The 16,477-nt window shown below is 69.0% G+C and carries 16 protein-coding genes; 9 read left to right on the top strand and 7 right to left on the bottom strand.

What is annotated here, in order from left to right; genetic code table 11:
- The first annotated feature begins 8 nt into the window (after positions 1 to 8).
- The 3 genes from ACO229_RS22175 (at position 9) to ACO229_RS22165 (ending at position 1,972) form a co-directional block, all read left to right on the top strand.
- Entirely contained in the window at positions 9 to 206 is a 198-nt protein-coding gene (locus tag ACO229_RS22175; RefSeq protein WP_397412086.1) for a PspC domain-containing protein, read from the top strand.
- Between the two features lies 1 nt (position 207).
- Positions 208 to 396 carry a PspC domain-containing protein gene (locus ACO229_RS22170; RefSeq protein ID WP_397412088.1) on the top strand — a complete coding sequence of 63 codons (189 nt, stop codon included), beginning with the start codon at positions 208 to 210 and terminating at the stop codon, positions 394 to 396.
- Between the two features lie 142 nt (positions 397 to 538).
- Positions 539 to 1,972, top strand: a complete 1,434-nt coding sequence (locus tag ACO229_RS22165; protein WP_423462817.1) for an alpha-amylase — start codon at positions 539 to 541, stop codon at positions 1,970 to 1,972.
- A gap of 107 nt (positions 1,973 to 2,079) precedes the next feature.
- Here the strand turns inward: ACO229_RS22165 and ACO229_RS22160 are convergent, their stop codons facing one another.
- Positions 2,080 to 4,572 carry an esterase-like activity of phytase family protein gene (locus tag ACO229_RS22160; protein WP_423462816.1) on the bottom strand — a complete coding sequence of 831 codons (2,493 nt, stop codon included), beginning with the start codon at positions 4,570 to 4,572 and terminating at the stop codon, positions 2,080 to 2,082.
- A 241-nt stretch (positions 4,573 to 4,813) separates the two neighbouring features.
- Between ACO229_RS22160 and ACO229_RS22155 the strand changes: the two genes are divergently transcribed.
- Both ACO229_RS22155 and ACO229_RS22150 read left to right on the top strand, forming a co-directional pair.
- Positions 4,814 to 6,115, top strand: coding sequence for an MFS transporter (locus ACO229_RS22155; protein WP_423462815.1), 1,302 nt, complete (start codon positions 4,814 to 4,816; stop codon positions 6,113 to 6,115).
- A 106-nt stretch (positions 6,116 to 6,221) separates the two neighbouring features.
- Positions 6,222 to 6,626: a hypothetical protein gene (locus ACO229_RS22150; RefSeq protein WP_397412095.1), complete on the top strand. Its 405-nt coding sequence runs from the start codon at positions 6,222 to 6,224 to the stop codon at positions 6,624 to 6,626.
- Here the strand turns inward: ACO229_RS22150 and ACO229_RS22145 are convergent.
- Positions 6,586 to 7,419, bottom strand: a complete 834-nt coding sequence (locus ACO229_RS22145) for a hypothetical protein (protein ID WP_423462814.1) — start codon at positions 7,417 to 7,419, stop codon at positions 6,586 to 6,588. The genes ACO229_RS22150 and ACO229_RS22145 overlap by 41 nt on opposite strands.
- A 120-nt stretch (positions 7,420 to 7,539) precedes the next feature.
- Between ACO229_RS22145 and ACO229_RS22140 the strand changes: the two genes are divergently transcribed.
- Complete coding sequence (locus tag ACO229_RS22140; RefSeq protein WP_423462813.1) at positions 7,540 to 10,842, top strand: SNF2-related protein; 3,303 nt, start codon at positions 7,540 to 7,542, stop codon at positions 10,840 to 10,842.
- 20 nt (positions 10,843 to 10,862) lie between these two features.
- On the top strand, positions 10,863 to 11,642 hold the full coding sequence (locus tag ACO229_RS22135) for a response regulator (RefSeq protein WP_423462812.1): 780 nt from the start codon (positions 10,863 to 10,865) through the stop codon (positions 11,640 to 11,642).
- Here ACO229_RS22135 and ACO229_RS22130 read toward each other — a convergent pair.
- The 3 genes from ACO229_RS22130 to ACO229_RS22120 all read right to left on the bottom strand — a co-directional run bounded on the left by ACO229_RS22130 (position 11,597) and on the right by ACO229_RS22120 (position 13,554).
- Positions 11,597 to 11,992: a DoxX family protein gene (locus ACO229_RS22130; RefSeq protein WP_423462811.1), complete on the bottom strand. Its 396-nt coding sequence runs from the start codon at positions 11,990 to 11,992 to the stop codon at positions 11,597 to 11,599. The genes ACO229_RS22135 and ACO229_RS22130 overlap by 46 nt on opposite strands.
- 78 nt (positions 11,993 to 12,070) lie before the next feature.
- On the bottom strand, positions 12,071 to 12,541 hold the full coding sequence (locus tag ACO229_RS22125) for a hypothetical protein (RefSeq protein ID WP_423462810.1): 471 nt from the start codon (positions 12,539 to 12,541) through the stop codon (positions 12,071 to 12,073).
- A gap of 515 nt (positions 12,542 to 13,056) precedes the next feature.
- Entirely contained in the window at positions 13,057 to 13,554 is a 498-nt protein-coding gene (locus ACO229_RS22120; protein WP_423462809.1) for a hypothetical protein, read from the bottom strand.
- Positions 13,555 to 13,967: 413 nt separating this feature from the next.
- Here ACO229_RS22120 and ACO229_RS22115 point away from each other — a divergent pair, with 413 nt between their 5' ends.
- The gene (locus tag ACO229_RS22115; protein WP_423462808.1) at positions 13,968 to 14,495 is read left to right on the top strand and encodes a PDDEXK nuclease domain-containing protein; all 528 of its coding nucleotides are present in this window, start codon (positions 13,968 to 13,970) and stop codon (positions 14,493 to 14,495) included.
- Positions 14,496 to 14,528: 33 nt separating this feature from the next.
- Here the strand turns inward: ACO229_RS22115 and ACO229_RS22110 are convergent, their stop codons facing one another.
- A complete protein-coding gene (locus tag ACO229_RS22110) occupies positions 14,529 to 15,158 on the bottom strand; it encodes a PKD domain-containing protein (protein WP_423462807.1) in 630 nt (209 codons plus the stop codon).
- Between the two features lie 284 nt (positions 15,159 to 15,442).
- Positions 15,443 to 15,994, bottom strand: a complete 552-nt coding sequence (locus ACO229_RS22105) for a DUF6318 family protein (RefSeq protein ID WP_423462806.1) — start codon at positions 15,992 to 15,994, stop codon at positions 15,443 to 15,445.
- A 206-nt stretch (positions 15,995 to 16,200) separates the two neighbouring features.
- Here ACO229_RS22105 and ACO229_RS22100 point away from each other — a divergent pair, with 206 nt between their 5' ends.
- A complete protein-coding gene (locus ACO229_RS22100) occupies positions 16,201 to 16,407 on the top strand; it encodes a hypothetical protein (protein ID WP_423462805.1) in 207 nt (68 codons plus the stop codon).
- The last annotated feature ends 70 nt before the right edge of the window (positions 16,408 to 16,477 follow it).

Raw genomic sequence — 16,477 nt, 5'->3', positions numbered from 1 at the left:
TCGAAGACATGAGCACACCGACACTCTCCCGCCCCCGTGACGACCGCATGATCGGTGGCGTCTGCGCCGCGATCGCCCGACGCTTCGGCTGGAGCACGACGGTGGTCCGCGTGGCCACCGTCGCCTCCATCCTCATCCCCGGGCCGCAGGTGCTCGCGTACCTGATCGCCTGGGCCGTCATCCCGAACGAACGCCAGACGGCCTGACGTGAGCACACAGACCCTCTCCCGCCCGCGCCAGGGGCGCATGATCGCCGGCGTCTGCGCCGGGATCGCGCGCCGGTTCGGCTGGGACCCGACGCTCGTGCGGGTCCTCGCCGTCGTCTCGGTCCTCATCCCGGGGCCGCAGTTCCTCGCGTACATCGCGTTCTGGATCCTCATGCCCACCGAGGACTGATCCCTCCGACACGCCAGCCCGGGTTTTTCACCCGGGCCTCTGGCGTGTCGCCGCGCGCTTCTGCAACGCTTGCAGCAAGATCCGGAAACGGCCGTGCAACGCCGCACGCGCCTCAGCCGGGACAACGCCGCAAGGAGCCGCCATGACGCGCCGTCCGAACGTGCCCCGACGCCTGTTCGCCACTCTCACGACCTTCGCCACCGCGCTCGCCGTGGGCCTGGTCGCCGCCTCGCCGGCCGTGGAGCAGGCCGACGCCGCCACCCCGCCGCACGGCGACGGCGACGTCATCCTCAACCTGTTCCAGTGGACCTGGGACTCCGTCGCCGCCGAGTGCGAGGACGTGATCGGTCCCGCCGGGTTCGGCTACGTGCAGGTGTCCCCGCCGATGGAGCACATCCGGGGCACCCAGTGGTGGACCTCGTACCAGCCGGTCAGCTACCGGATCGAGTCCAAGCTGGGGACGCGTGCCGAGTTCGCGAACATGGTCGCCGCGTGCGACGCCGCCGGGGTGGGCGTGATCGCGGACGCCGTCGTCAACCACATGGCGGGCGCCGGCCGGTCCGGCACGGGCGTCGCCGGCACGCAGTTCTCGGACGACAACTTCGCCGGGACGTACAGCGCCGCCGACTTCAACGACTGCCGCAGCAACATCTCGGACTACGGCGACCGCTACCAGGTGCAGAACTGCCGCCTGGTCTCGCTGCAGGACCTGCGCACCGGCTCCGACTACGTGCGCGGCCGGCTCGCGGCGTACTTCGACGACCTGGTGTCCCTCGGCGTCGACGGCTTCCGGATCGACGCCGCGAAGCACATCCCGGCGTCCGACCTCGAGGCGATCAAGGCTCGGATGAGCAACCCGGACGTGTTCTGGGTGCACGAGGTGATCGGGGCGGCGGGCGAGCCGATCCAGCCGTCCGAGTACCTGGGCAGCGGCGACTCGCACGAGTTCGACTACGCCCGTCAGCTCAAGCGCGACTTCGACGGGCAGATCAAGAACCTGCGGTACATCGGTGACGGCAAGCTGCCGTACGACCGGGCGGGCGTGTTCGTGGACAACCACGACACGGAGCGCAACGGCGAGTCGATGAACTACACGTGGGGCGCCAAGTACGTCCTCGCCAACACGTTCCTGCTGTCGTGGCCGTACGGCTCACCGTCGGTGTACTCGGGCTACGAGTTCTCGGACGACGACGCCGGAGCGCCGGGCGCCACCGAGACCACGGTCCCGGACGCGACCTGCGGCACGGGCAGGTGGACGTGCACGCAGCGCTGGACCGAGATCCGCGGCATGGTCGGCTTCCACAACGAGGTGGCCGGCACCGAGGTCACCCACTGGTGGGACGACGGCGGCAACCTGGTCTCCTACGGCCGCGGCGCCAAGGGCTACGTGGTGCTGAACAACACAGCCTCGGCCGTGCAGCGCTCGTTCCAGACGTCGCTCCCGGCGGGCACGTACTGCGACGTCGTCGCCGCCGCGGACTGCTCGGTGAAGCGGACGGTGGACTCGGGCGGCTGGTTCACGGCCTCCGTCCCGGCCTACGGGGCCCTTGCTCTTCACACGGGCGCACGATCCTGACCCTCCCCCAGAACGACGCTCGCTGAGTGCTGGATGTTCGCCCTTTCTCGTGCGCGAGAAGAGCGAACATCCAGCACTCAGCGAGAGCGGGTCAGAACGAGGGTGGGTCAGCGGAAGATCTTGCGGGCGGCGCCCAGGTCCAGGAACACCGTCTCGCCGGTGGCGTCCTGGACGCCGTCGTTGTCGGTGATCGCGTAGACGCGGCCGTTCCCGCCGATGGTGAGGCCCTCCAGCTTCTCCTGCGTCCAGCCGTGGGTGGCCCGGAGGGCGGGCAGCACGTCGATCGCGAGCTTCTTGCGCAGCACCGGAACGGTCCCGGGGCGCGGGTCGCGCTTCGGGAGGTCCACCGTGTAGACCGCCTTGAGGGCGGCCGCCGGGCCGTTCAGCTTGTCCCGCTCGATCACGGCGAGCGTGTCCCGGTCCACGACGGTCACCTCGGACAGGCCGATCCAGTCGCCGTCGGCCGTCGGCTCGGACAGCTCGTAGCCGAACCAGGTCCACTCCTGCGTCTCGACGTCGTAGCGCCCGATCCGGGCATAGCCGCCGACGCCGTCGTCACTGGTCAAACCCCGCTGGAGGGCGACGAACAGGTGCTCGCCGGCACGGTCCACCATGCCGGTCACGCCCTCGATGCCCCACTTGCCCAGGCCTGCGGCGACATCGTCGGGCAGGCTCACGCGCTCCTGCACGCGGCCCGACGCCGACACGCGCACCAGCGCGTTCTCCGCACCGGTCGCCCCCTCGACGCCGAGCCAGAAGCCGCCGGCCCGGCCGTGGACGGTCGGCCGGGCCCAGATGCCCTCGGCGTCGAGCCCCACGGGCGCCCCGTCCTCGGTCACGACGATCTCGCGGTCGATCACGGCGGGGCTCTTCCTGGGGCCGCGTGACCCGGCGGTCTCGATCGCGAGGATCGATGTCGGCGACTTCGCGGCGTCGGTCACCGTCCACAGACGGTCACGGCCCGCCGGGTCGGCGGAGAGCGCACCGAGGGCCGTCCAGCCGATCGGCCGGCGATCACCGGTCGCCGTCCGCGCGTCGGCGGACACGATCGACGGGAACTCCGCGGCCGAGGAGTGAGCTTGCGAGCCCCGCAAGGCCGCGGCACCGAGCGGAGCCGTCGCGCCCGAGCGGGCGTACCGCTGACCCTTGCCGAACACCGAGACGGAGGCCCGGACGCCGTCCTCGGCCGCGTCCTCCTCGGAGGAGACGACCAGCAGGTTCCGCGCCGGGACCGGCAGGATCCCCTCCGGACCGTTCGTCGTGGCCAGCACCTGCACGAACCGCGGCTCGGCCGGACGCGAGACGTCGTAGACGGCCACGAAGTTGGACCGCTCGGAGCCCACGAACGCGTAGCGGACGCCGTCGAGGGTCGCGACGGCGAGCCCTTCCATCTCCACGCCCTTCTTGCCGGCGCGGTCCTCGTTGTGCAGACCCACGCGGACGGCGAGCTCCTCGACCGAGGACCCGGCGTCCCACACGACCTCACCGGTCGCGGCCTCGAACACCGTCCAGCCGCGCGTGCCGCCCTTCCAGTCGCCCTCGTTCGCGGTGGCGACGTGCTCGTCGTCGATCCAGCCGATCGCGTCGGGCTCGCGCGGGGCGGCGTCGACGGCGCCGGTCTGGTCGATGGCCCCGTCGTCCTCGGCGTCCACGCCCTCCAGGGCGACGTCGCCCGCGGAGAACACGTTCTCGAGCGCACCCGACTCGACGTCCAGCACGGCGACGCCGTTGTTCTCCTGCAGCGTGACGGCGACCTTGGTGTCGGACGGGTTGATCGAGACGTACTCGGGCTCCGGGTCCTGCGGCGTGTCCAGGCCCGCGGCCGCGAGCGCCGCCTCGTCGAGCGCGACGGGGCGCGCCTGCCAGGCCGCGGGGTCGGTGCCGGGAAGGTCGACGAGCTGCAGGAACCCGGCGGGCGCCTGCGGCAGGTCGCCCTCCTCCCCCGCGCCCGTGTCGGGCAGCGCATCCTCGTCGCGCTGGTTCTCCATCGCGATGACGGCGTGGGTGCCGTCGTGCGTCACGGCGATGGAGTCGGGCTGGCCGCCCAGGTCGATCGAGCGCACCCGGGTGCGGGTGGCCAGGTCCACCACGTCGAGACGGCCGGACGGCGCGGTGAACGACGTCGAGCTGTCGACCACGACGAGCACGTGGTCCCCGACGACGGCGACGGACGTCGGCTCGTCGTGCTCGGAGCCGAGCTCGGCGAGCGAGAGCGTGCCCAGGCCCTGGGGCGCGGCCGGGTCGCTGATGTCGACGAAGCCGATGCGGCGGGCGGCGGCGTCGGTGTGGATCAGGGTTCGGCCGTCCTCGCTGACGGCGGAGATCTCGGCGACCGTCTCGTCGGCGGGGTCGGTGCCGGCCGGGACGTTCTGGAAGACGGGGTAGGTGGCGAGACGGTGGAAGGTCTCGCGCGGGCTGGGCGAGGCGAATGCGCCGGCGCCGGCTGCGCTCGTTCCGCCGAGGGTGGTGAGGCTGGTGGGGCTGCTGGTGGGGCTGGTGGGAACCAGCTGGCCGGCCGCATGGGCCGGGAGGGCACTCAGCCCGAGGGCGAGGACCGCGCCGGAAGCGAGGACGGCCGTGTGGCGGCTGTTGGGAGACACACAGGGCAGGCTGACGCCGACCCATGGCAGCGGGGCTGACCTCAGGTGGCGGACACGTTGCGCTCAGGTGAACTTCTCCGGAGCCCTGGACCGGGGCGGGCCTTGCCGCAGACCTGACCGTATCTCTCCGCTTCCGCAGCGTTCTCCCGGCCGAGGCTGGACAGCGCTCCCCCTGCAACCGCGGTGACAGCCGCCGTCGTCGCGCAGGCCGAACGGGCGGACGGGCTACTACTGTGAGCGGGTGACCGTCCTCGGCGAGCTACGCGCCCTGTTGCGCCTGCCCGGGTTCCGCAAGCTCTTCGCGGTACGGCTGGTCTCGCAGGCCGGCGACGGCATGTTCCAGGTAGGGCTCGCGAACCTGCTGTTCTTCAGCCCCGAGTCGCAGGGTTCCGCCGGAGCGATCGCCGGCGCGTTCGCCATCATGCTGGCGCCGTTCACGGTGGTGGGCCCCTTCGCGGGCGTGTTCCTGGACCGGTGGCAGAGGCGCCAGGTCCTGGTGGTGGGCAACGCGGTGCGCGTGCTCATCACCGGCACGATGGCGGTGCTCATGCTCACCCAGGGCGTCACGCCCGCGATCTACGTGCTGGGCCTCGCCGCACTGAGCGTCAACCGGTTCCTGCTGGCGGGTCTCTCCGCCGGCCTGCCCCGCGTGGTCCAGGGCGATCTGCTGCTCACCGCCAACGCGCTCACACCGACCCTCGGTGCGGGCGCCGCCTTCCTCGGTGGTGGCGTCGGCTTCGTGCTCGGTCTCCTCATGCCGGCCGGCCGCATCCAGGACGCGACGGCTCTGGCCTGTGCGTGCGTCGTGATGGCTTGCGCCTCGCTGCTCGGGCTGCGGATGTCGCGCACCCTGCTGGGGCCGCTGCGGCCCGCCGACGGTTCCATCCGCAACGAGCTGGTCGCGGTGGCCCGCGGTCTGGCCGACGGCGCCCGGTACCTCGCCGCCCGCCGCACCCCGGGACAGGCACTGCTCGTGATGGCGCTGCACCGCTTCCTGTACGGGGTGGTGTTCATCGCCTCGATCCTCATGTCCCGCAACCTCCTGGCCGAACCGGGTGACCGCACCGCGGGCCTCGCCACCTTCGCGACGGTGATCGGCGCGACCGGAGCGGGCGGGGGCCTCGCGATCCTGCTCACCGCCGTGCTGGCCCGGCGGATGGCACCGCAGACCTGGATCGCCGTGATGCTGCTGGTGGCCGGGGTGTCGCAGCTGATCCTCGTGCCCGAGCCAGGTCTCGTCACCGTGGTGGCCGCCGCCGCGCTCCTCGGGCTCGCGGCCCAGGGCGCGAAGATCGCCGTCGACACGATCGTGCAGCGCGACTCCGAGGACACCTACCGCGGCCGTGCCTTCGCCTTCTACGACGTGCTCTACAACGCGGCGTTCGTGGGTGCCGCGGCCCTCGCGGCCTTCCTGGTGCCCGACGCCGGCTGGTCGCCCGGACTCTTCGTCGCGCTCTCCGTGGGGTACGTCACGGTCGCGATCCTGTTCGGTCTGCGAGGCTCTCGCACAGCAGCCCTGGTGAGGCAACCGGAAAGGGGGTGAATTTGTGGATGAGGTCCGGTCCCCGACGCCAAAGATGCCTGTTTTGGCTGCCGAACGGTGCAAGGATTGATGCACTTACCTACAGAGGGACTGGAGGCATCTGTACATGTCCGACGCACCCGCCGTCACCCCCACACCCACCTGGGGTGAGGTGTTCCCATGGTTCCGCGAGGTCATGGCCGAGGACGACGCCTGGTACGTCGGTCAGGTCGACAGCAAGACGGACATCGGCGTCGCCCGTCTGGCGGACGCCGCGGTGACGCGACTCAAGCCCTTGCCCGTCGGCCGGCTCTTCCCCGCAGTGCGGCGGGTCGAGCGGCTCGACGAGCTCACCTGGCCCAAGCACCGGCTGCTCAACGCGCTGCACCGTGGCGGCTGCTTCACCGGTGACGACCTCTCCTACATGGTGATCGCCGAGATGCTCTCCTGGGAGTCCGTCGGACCGGTCATCGTGAAGCAGATCCTCGAGGTCATCGCGCTGGAGGAGATCCGAGCGAGCTCGGCGAGGTGACGTCCGCCGCTCGCCGGGACGCCGTCACACGGCGAGCGGCGACGACGGCGAACGGCACGACGGCGAGCAGCAGCAGTCCCTGCACGATCTGCACGGCACCGTACGCACCACCGTAGACACCCATCACCCCCACAGCTCCCGCGATCCCGAGCACGCCGACGACGCCGGCCAGGACCGCACCGACCCGACGGGTCACGGGCGAGGCCCAGCCGCACAGCACCGCGGCGGCGACGGCCAGCAGGTTCAGGAGCATGATGAGCAGGTACGAACCGATCATTCCCGGCAGCGGTCCGCCGTACGGCATCATCGCGATCACCGGCTGCAGCACGCTCGCCCACAGGATGTAGAGCAGGGCGCCCGCGAGCACGACCCAGAGGCCGGTCCGGCGCGCCGACGTCGGCTCGTGCAGCAGACGCGCGAGCAGCGCGCCGGCCAGCACGAGCACCAGCTCGAGCATCGCGAGCAGGGTGCCGAGCAGGAACTCGGGACGGGCCCCCTGGACCAGCTGCACGGTGGCGGTGCCGACCTGGACCAGCAGGTGCACCCCCACCACGACGATCACGGCCGTCAGGACCCGCCGGGCACGCAGCACCGTGGCGCCGACAGCGAGCACGATCGTCCCCGCCATCGCCGCGTTCTCGATCACGTAGACGGCGTTGGCCGTAGTGAAGCCGAGATCGAGCTCCGTCCCGGGGACGAGCAGGCGCAGCGGGACCGACATCCACACCGCGACGGCGAGGAGCAGGACGCTCAGGGCGGCGGGGCGCCGTCCGGCGTCGGGCAGACTCTTCATGCGGACACTCTCCCAGACCTCACCGACACCGTGGGGGCCGAAGCACGGGTGAAGGCAGGTTCGACGGCGCGCTGCGGTCGGCTGCACGAGGGTGTCAGAGGGGCGTGGAACCATGAAGGGGTGTCCACGCCCGTACCCGTCCCGCGCATCCACCCGGCGGCCATCAAGCTCCTGGTGGGTAGTGGTGCGTTCCTGCGCGGTGAGGACTACCAGAAACAGGGCCGGGTCATCTCGTGGGAATGGCTTCCGGCCGAGCTGCTGCTCGTCTCGTGGGTACGCGGCAGCGGGCGCAGCACCTACTCGTGCTCCGTCGAGTTCGGGACGGCCGGGTCCGGGCCGCCGGTCGTCGTCGGGTCGAGCTGCACGTGCCCCGTGGGTTCGGACTGCAAGCACGTCGCGGCCACCCTGATCGAGGCCGGTTCCGACGGGCTGGCCTCGATGGTCCGGTCCGCGTCGTCCCTGGGGCGCGCACCGCAGGTGCCCGAGTGGAAGGCGGCGATCGAACGGCTGGTGCCCGCGACGCCGGTCGCGAGCGCCTCGGCAGGCGACCCCGCACCGCAGCTCGCGCTCCAGTTCCGGGTCGACGGCAGCACCGCCGGGGACAACCTGTCGCTGTCCGTCCGGCCGGTCGAGCGCAACGGCCGGGGCACCTGGGTCGGCGGGTCGGCGTCGTGGAACTACATCCGCAACGGCTTCCTCCGCGGCGTCGAGCCCGAGGTCCGGGAGTGGTTCACCACCCTTGACGCCCTGCGCGCCACGAGCCCGCGGGGCTACGGGTACGTGAGCGCGGGCGACTGGCTCGCCCTGGACGACGTGCTGCCACGACCGTTCTGGCGGCACCTCTCCGACGCGGCGAACCTCGGCATCGAGCTCGTCGGCAAGTCCAGGCGGGACTCCGTCCGCGTGGCCCGCGAGGCCACGGTCGCCCTCGACCTCTCCCTGCCCGACGGCGGTGCCCGGCTCGAGCGGACCGTCGCCTTCGACGGTGCAGCGACCGGCGCGACGTCCGTCGGGACGCTCGGCCGGCACGGCCTGTTCGCGATCGAGGAGTCGCCGTCGGGCCGCACGGTCGTCCTGGGTCCCACGCCGGCGCCGCTCACCGACCAGGAGCACGCCGCGGTCCATCTGTCGGAGGTCGCGGTGCCGGCCGAGGCCCTCGACGAGTTCCTGGCGGACTACCTGCCGCTGCTGCGCCGCGAGGTACAGGTCCGGGCCGACGACGGCGTCGAGCTGCCCGACCTTCCCCGGCCGCAGCTCGTGGCGTCCGTCGAGGTGGTCTCACCGGCGGAGATCAGCGTGACGTGGCGGTGGGCGTATCCGCCGTCGGACAAGGAGTACCCGCTGACCACGGCGCTGGAGCCGGGTTCGGAGCTCCGCGACCTGGAGGCCGAGGCGGCGACCCTGGGACGAGTGGTCACCGCCGTCCGCGAGGTGCCGGGCTTCGACCACTTCCGGGTGGCGCCCGAGGTCTTCCGTGAACTGCGGGCGATGGACTTCGCCACGCTGGTGCTGCCGGCGCTCCGGCGTGTGCCGGACGTCCGTGTCGACAGCGCACGGCTGCCCGAGTACTCCGGGCTCGAGGCCACACCCGTGGTCAGCATGCGCGCGTCCGACAGCGGCGACCTGGACTGGTTCGACCTCGGCGTCACGGTCACGGTCGACGGCCGGGAGATCCCGTTCGGTCCGGTGTTCGACGCCCTCGCCCGTGGCAAGAAGCGGTTCATGCTGACCGACGGAACCTGGCTGCGGACCGACCTGCCGGTCTTCGCCCGGCTGAAGGCACTGATCGAGGAGGCGCAACGGCTGTCGGACCGGCCGGGCGCCCTACGGGTCAGCCGGTTCAACGCCGGCCTGTGGGCGGAGCTCGAGGAGGTCGCCGACGTCGTCGAGCAGTCCGACCGGTGGCGACGCTCGGTGCGTGACCTGATCGCGCTCACCGGCGACGGGGTCGACGGGCCGGAGCCCGTGGCTCCCCCCGTCGGGCTGAAGGCCGAGCTGCGCCCGTACCAGCAGCGTGGCTTCGAGTGGCTGACGTTCCTGTGGCGGCACGGGCTCGGCGGGATCCTGGCCGACGACATGGGTCTGGGCAAGACGGTCCAGACGCTCGCGTTCCTCGCGCAGGCTCGGCAGGAGGCGTCCGACGGCGACGCGGTTCCCCGGGATGAGGGTGGCGACCCGCCGCCGTTCCTGGTGATCGCGCCCGCGTCCGTGGTGAGCAACTGGGCCGCGGAGGCCGCGCGGTTCACCCCGGACCTGCGGGTGGTCGCCCTGCCGACGACCGCACGCAAGGCCGGCATCTCGGTTGCCGAGGTGGCGGCGGGGGCCGACGTCGTCGTCACGTCGTACGCGATCTTCCGGCTGGACTTCGACGCGTTCGCCGACGTCGGCTGGAGCGGGTTGATCCTGGACGAGGCGCAGTTCGCGAAGAACCACCAGACGCGGGCCAACGAGGCCGCCCGTCGGCTGCGGGCGCCCTTCAAGCTCGCGATCACCGGCACGCCCCTCGAGAACAACCTCATGGAGCTGTGGGCGATGCTCGCGATCGTGGCCCCGGGTCTGTACGGGTCAGCCACCAAGTTCCGGGAGGACTACGTCAAGCCGGTCGCCGGCGAGGGCGACTCGGGACCGCTGCTGGCCCGCCTGCGCCGTCGGATCCGGCCGTTGATGCTGCGCCGCACCAAGGAGCAGGTGGCACCCGAGCTGCCCGAACGGCAGGAACAGGTGCTGCGCGTTCCCCTGGACGCCAGGCACCGGCGCATCTACGACACGCACCTGCAGCGCGAACGGTCGCGGCTCCTGGGGCTGCTCGACTCGTTCGACGAGAACCGCGTGGCCGTGTTCCGCGCCCTGACGACGCTGCGGCGCATGGCGCTCGACGCGTCCCTGGTGGACCCGGAGTACGAGGGTGTGCCGTCGGCGAAGCTGGACCTGCTCGCCGAGCAGCTCGCGGAGGTGACCGCCGAGGGCCACCGCGCCCTGGTGTTCTCGCAGTTCACGTCGTTCCTGTCCAAGGCCGCCGAGGTCTGCGACGCCCTGGGGATCCCGTACGAGTACCTCGACGGTTCGACCCGGCGGCGGGCTGAGGTCATCGGGCGGTTCAAGGACGGCCCGGCGCCGGTGTTCCTGATCAGCCTCAAGGCGGGCGGCTTCGGCCTGAACCTCACCGAGGCCGACTACGTCTACCTGCTCGACCCGTGGTGGAACCCGGCGACGGAGGCGCAGGCGATCGACCGGACCCACCGGATCGGGCAGACGCGCAACGTGATGGTGTTCCGGATGGTCTCGGAGAACACCATCGAGGACAAGGTGATGGCGCTCAAGGAGCGCAAGGCGCGGCTGTTCGACGCGGTGCTGAGCGATGACGCCGGTGAGTTCGCGGGAGCACTGGGAGCGGAGGACATCCGAGGGTTGTTGTCGGACTGATCTTCTGTAGGTTTGCCCCCGTGTCTCCCATTGCTGACCTGATCGCGGCGGTCGCGAGCCTGCTGTGGCCCCTGCTCGTGATCGTCGTGCTGCTGGTGTTCGGGGGGCAGCTGCTCGCGAAGCTACGCGGATCGGATGACGTGACGCTGGAGATCGGCGGGCAGAAGCTCAGCATCCGGCAGGCCACGGATCAGCAGGCCGACCTGATCGCCGACCTGCAGCGAGAGGTCGCCGCACTGAAGCGCAAGGTGGACGCGGGCGCTGTCGTCGTGCCGGGCGACGAGCTGCCCTGGGGGTCGCAGGAGCAGGAACGGACGATCACCCGTCCGGGAGATGGCAGGCTGCCCGTGCCGGGCGCCAGGACGCCGCACTCGATCCTCTGGGTCGACGACAACCCCGAGAACAACGCCATGCTCGCGGAGTCGTGGCGACGTGACGGCATCGACGTCGAGGTCGCCCGCTCGACCGACGAGGCCCTGCGGCTGCTGAACACACGGCCCTACGGTCTGATCATCTCGGACCTCGGCCGTCGCGAATCGGACGTCGACGTCCCGGACGCCGGGCTCCGACTGCTCACCCGGGTCCGGGCGAACGACCCCGTCACGCCGTTCGTGCTGTACGGGAACACCGGACCGTACGCCGACGACGCACGCGCTGCCGGCGTGACCCTGATGACCGGGTCGACGTTCGATCTGGTGGAGTATGTGACTGGGCTCGGAATGATGGACGAGGTCTGGACCTCCGGGGCGACGCGCTATGGGCGCGTCGCAGCCAGAGCCCACGCGACGAGCGCCGGCTGACCCAGCAGCCGCAGCGCGCGCTTCCGATCCGTGTCCAGGCCAAAGGCATCACGGTGCTCCGTGAGCTGGGCGACGTTCCCCGGGAAGACCGCGACGAAGAACGCCGCCACCAGCACTCCCAGGCGACGGCGAGCAGGCTGCCTCCAGGTGGCGACGAGCGCCGCGCCGAGACCGATCTCGACGACACCCGACCCCACCACGACCGTGTCGGGATCGATGGGGACCCACCGGGGTACCTGCGCCTGGAACTCCTTGCGCGCCGCGGTCAGGTGCCCGATGCCGGCTGTGAGAAGTGCGGCGCCCAGGGCTGCCTGAGCGAGGCCGCGGACGATGGTCGGTGTGGTCGCCATGAGCACCATCATGTTGTCTCGCCTGCGAGGTTGCGACCGCGCGCCCGGCCCATGGGTGTGGGACCAGCCCGAGGGTCGTCAGTGGCGTACGAGCGCCTGAAGCTCCCCGATCCGAATCTGCGCACTGTTGGTCGTCGACGTGAAAGGGATCTGACCGGACTCACCGTTGCTGCTCTGCCACTCGACGACCCAGTAGGACGTCCCGGCAAGAGTGAGGTTGCCCGGACTGCTGTTCAGGTCGGCACCGAATCCACAGGTGGGGGACGGTTCCGCGCTGTTCCGGCCGTCATACGGCGTCCCTGCAGCATTGGCACCATCACAGGAAATGGCGCCAACCGTGGTCCCGTTCCCATCGGCCAGTGTCCACTCGACCCGGTCAAGTGTCCCCGTCGCTGTGACCGAGAGACTGCCCCCTTCTGCGGTCCGGACGATCGGACCAGTCGTGTTCTCAGCAGGGTTGGCAATCCACAGCCAGATGGGTAGACCGATGGTGCCGACGGCACCCTGATCGCTGGTCGTCGCCGGCGGAGTCGAACCGATCTGTCCCATGGAGAGCTCCATGGCAGCTACTGCGCTTTGGGCTAGTTCTTCGGCGGTGGGGCCGACTGGTGCGGCTGGGTCAGCCGACCAGTAGTACGAGTGGCCTTCGCACTGCGTTACATCGCCACCCGCCGCCACACAGCGCGGCGGAGTGCACTCGAGGACAATCCCATCCCCTGGCTCGTGGCCTTCCCATGCGGGATCGCCGGCGGGAGGTTGCGGACTCGCATTACGCACGTAACAGTCCCCATCCCATCCCCCGTACTCGGTACTGCACGGAACCACGTCGCCAAGGTCACGGCAGACCTGCGGTCCGCCACCGTCGCTGGGGTCGTCATCTCCGCCTCCTCCCCCTGCACCGCCTCCGCCATCTTCGCAGGGAATAACCACACCATCCGGTGTGGTCGTCGGCGTGCACTCATCGGCAACTGCCGTCGACGCCTGAACAAGAACTACCAGAGACACCGCCAACGCAACGACAATTCCGATGAAAGAAAGGGAGAACGTCCAACAACCGTGCCGCGTCAACATGCCTGCTCCGGGTGAGGTATCTGCTCGTTGACCGTCCAATAGCTGCCTGCCCCTTGGTGTCGCATAACATAGTCGAATTGGTATCGACTAGGGGCACCGGCTGCGCGCGGTATTTCCTTTCCGTCGCCAGCAAAGTTGCGCACGTCGCTAAAATCGACACACGCCTTCAGATGCACCTCTTCATTTCCAACGGCGGAGGTCTTGTAGTTAGTGACATTCATGGCCTCTACCGAGGCCGCACCAGTCGTGTAGTCGCCCGAATTGGCTGACTCGGTGTAGACGGCCCTCAACGAAGAGCGCAGCGCTGGATGGCCCCAAAACGGCCGAAGTTCCCTGTCCCAGTCCCTGTATCCATTGTTGGCGACGAGCGCTGTGGTATGGTAGTACTCCACAAGCCGCGCCTTTGCTTCAGCGATATTCTTTGCCTTGACCTGCTCCGGCGTTGTCGGCGACGGCGATGCTGGCGTCGACGGTTGAGCGGACGCGCTCACAGACACAGAAGGTGATGCCGAGGCCGACGACGATCCTGGACCCGGGATCGCGCCCTGGACCGTCCCAGGGTCGAAAACGCCTGACCGCACCACCGCGAACCCGGCGACCGCAAGGACTGCGATCCCGATGAGGACAGCGATGGTGCGCGTGGGCGTGATGGCGGACGAGACCATCCGGGCAACTCCCTCAACTTCGGGCAGAACTCAGCGAACACGGCCGTAAGCAAGGGTGCGGCATATCCGTCTTCCCGGCAAGGCGCTTCCGTGATAATTCACAACATCTCGTCAACGAAGGACAACTCCCGGCCAGGAACGCGCCATGGACCGACCTCAGCATCTCACTGGTCGTGGCGATTCGTTGCACATATGCAACTCGGGTCGCGGATGCTGCAATCTCTCTACAGGCTTGCGCCATGACCTTCTTCCAACGGACCGAGGACTTCGAGCCCGAAGGGTTCGAGGACGTCGTCGGCGAGCTCATCGAAGCCATCCGACGCTCGTTCACTGGCATCCTCGTCGACCACCTCGAGGACATGCTTGCCGTGCCCGACCGCCACATGTGCGTGGTCGATCGCCATCTGCACATCACGGAGGACGACCGCGACTACACAGTTGATCTTCTGCTCTTCCACGTGACCCAGATGCGCTATTTCGCCATCCAGGTGCAGGCCGGCCGATTCGATCCAGCCCTGGTTGCCCGTTCTCGCTACACACTCAGACTCGTGGACGACCTGGTCCGCGTGCCTGACGTACACGGATCCACAGTCGGGGTCCTGATGTGCACCGATGCCGCGGCCGATCAGGAGCCCGGTCCCGTCGTCGTCACCCTGTACGAAGATCTCAGTCCTGCACAACGGTCCGAACTTCCGTCCGGCCTGGAGTTTGCCGACCTGGTCGGCCGATGCCTTGACTCCAGCGTCGTCAAGGATCAGCCAACGTGACCGCGGGTACACCGGCTCTTCGCTGGTACTCCGTTAGCGGCCATACAAATCCTCCACCAGCCGCGCCCGGGCCTCCACGATCTCCAAGCTGCCCGACGAAGATGCAGTGGTCGCCTCTCCCGCTACGTCGCGCCATGTTGGATCACCAGCGATCCGGAACTGGCCGCGCCACCTCGTGGTGAGCGAGATCGTTGCAGACCCTTGCTTCGAGTAGGCGTGGGAAATGGTGTGCGCGGGGTACGGGGCGCCCGGGTCAGTCGTTGAGAAAGCTGGGGACCCGTCACCAAAGTTCCACGTATAGCTGCTCGGTACCGCTCGGATATCGACGGGGATTCCGAACAGTTCGGTGCTTGTTGTTCGGGGTTCACCGTCGGTGTACGCGATCGTGTCGACGTTGACCAGGGTCCAGCCGTCCGGCGGTTGCACTATGAGCGACGACGGCTCGATCTGCATCTCCTGGAACGCTCGAGCCGCAGCGGCCGGGATGTCGATCTGCTGTCGGGCCTCTGTCAGACATGCCTCTTCCTCTACAAGTTCTGCTTCTGTCCACCCTCCGGACTCTCGACGCTGCTCGAAGAGGGCACCGACAGGCTGCTCGTCGTCCTCGCACTCGATGCCTGCGTAGGCGAGCTGATGGCCTTCATCGCATGACTCGGCAAGCACGGTGGCACCGCTTAGGTCCCTTAGAAAACACAGAGCGGGGGTTATTCGCCACTGACGCACCGACGATATAGAAGCTTGAGACTCATTGTTTGCTATGGCTCCACGTGCCACCGCCGACTCCGCGTTGGGCGATCGAGCTTCGACACTGATTGATGCACCCTGGGCTTGACCAGCGACGCCCCAATTGTGTGGTGGTCCAGATGGCGTGGCCAGCGCTGCTACCTTGGCGTCTCCGAGATGGATGACCACAATTATGGCGATGACCCACGCACTCCAGACCCGCTTCATCGCTCATCTTCCGGGTCGGGTGCTATCTCAACCACGACCCAGGCTCCACCACGTCGACCTATCTCAACGCGAGCATCGAAATCTGTCTCGTCAACGTGATCGACTTCTCGACCACGCTTATCGTGAATCCATATCTCACTCTGTGAGGTCCTAAAATCCAGGGGAATTACTCCTGTGAGCTGGTCCTTCTGATAAACCTTCTCGAGCTTTGCATCAGTTAGCCCGCCTTGGAAAGTACTACCCGTGTCGCGGAGCCACGCCGAGTTCTCAAGAGTTCCTCTGCAGTATGAACAAGCCCGATGCGACAAGGCCTCGAACTCCTCGACATCCCCGGTAGCCATCACATACGGATACAACTCAATGAAGTACTCCGCGGCGGCCGCAGCCCCCTCCGCGTCGTCCCGCTCCATCGCCGCCGGCCGCTCCGGCTTCACCGGCGTCGGCACCGACGCCGACGGCGATGCCGACGGCGAAGGGCTGGCCGAGGCAGGCGGCGCAGGCTCCTCCGCGACCCCCGTACACCCGCACAACACCAGCCCGGCTGCCACGAGCAGCCCCCGATAAGCACCACGCATCAACATCCCCCGCCCTCGGGCCGCGTCGTTGCGTATCCGCAACGGCCGGGAACGACGCTAACCAGGCCCCGCCGATCCCGAAAGTGATCACGGTGGTTCCTGTGGATAACTCGGCGTTCAACGCACATCTTGGTGCCTCAAGATGACAGATCGTACTTTTGCTCTACAGGCTTGGAGTCATGACCACGTACACCGTGATCGCATACCGCGGCGAGCGCCGCTGGACACTGCGTGCCCTCGACCTACCCGGCGCCGTCGCGCAGGGTGTTCTCCTGGAGGACGCCGAGGCCGTACTGCGCGCGGTGATCGCGCGCCTGACCGGCGAGGACGTCGACGGCATCGTCCTCGACCTCGCACCCATCCCCGGCCCTGGCGGCTTCGACTGAGCACGACGTCGACCAGGAGTGTCCTCGAGCGAACGCGGCTCGACCGGACACCGGGAACACACAGCACGGC

The sequence above is a fragment of the Promicromonospora sp. MS192 genome (assembly GCF_049532985.1).
Taxonomy (GTDB): Bacteria; Actinomycetota; Actinomycetes; order Actinomycetales; family Cellulomonadaceae; genus Promicromonospora.
This window is presented reverse-complemented; position numbering and strand designations above follow the sequence as displayed.

Coding starts and splice junctions, on each gene's coding strand:
- ACO229_RS22175 (WP_397412086.1), top strand. CDS start 9: ATGAGCACACCGACACTCTCCCGCCCCCGTGACGACCGCATGATCGGT.
- ACO229_RS22165 (WP_423462817.1), top strand. CDS start 539: ATGACGCGCCGTCCGAACGTGCCCCGACGCCTGTTCGCCACTCTCACG.
- ACO229_RS22150 (WP_397412095.1), top strand. CDS start 6,222: ATGTCCGACGCACCCGCCGTCACCCCCACACCCACCTGGGGTGAGGTG.
- ACO229_RS22145 (WP_423462814.1), bottom strand. CDS start 7,419: ATGAAGAGTCTGCCCGACGCCGGACGGCGCCCCGCCGCCCTGAGCGTC.
- ACO229_RS22130 (WP_423462811.1), bottom strand. CDS start 11,992: ATGGCGACCACACCGACCATCGTCCGCGGCCTCGCTCAGGCAGCCCTG.
- ACO229_RS22125 (WP_423462810.1), bottom strand. CDS start 12,541: ATGGGACAGATCGGTTCGACTCCGCCGGCGACGACCAGCGATCAGGGT.
- ACO229_RS22115 (WP_423462808.1), top strand. CDS start 13,968: ATGACCTTCTTCCAACGGACCGAGGACTTCGAGCCCGAAGGGTTCGAG.
- ACO229_RS22100 (WP_423462805.1), top strand. CDS start 16,201: ATGACCACGTACACCGTGATCGCATACCGCGGCGAGCGCCGCTGGACA.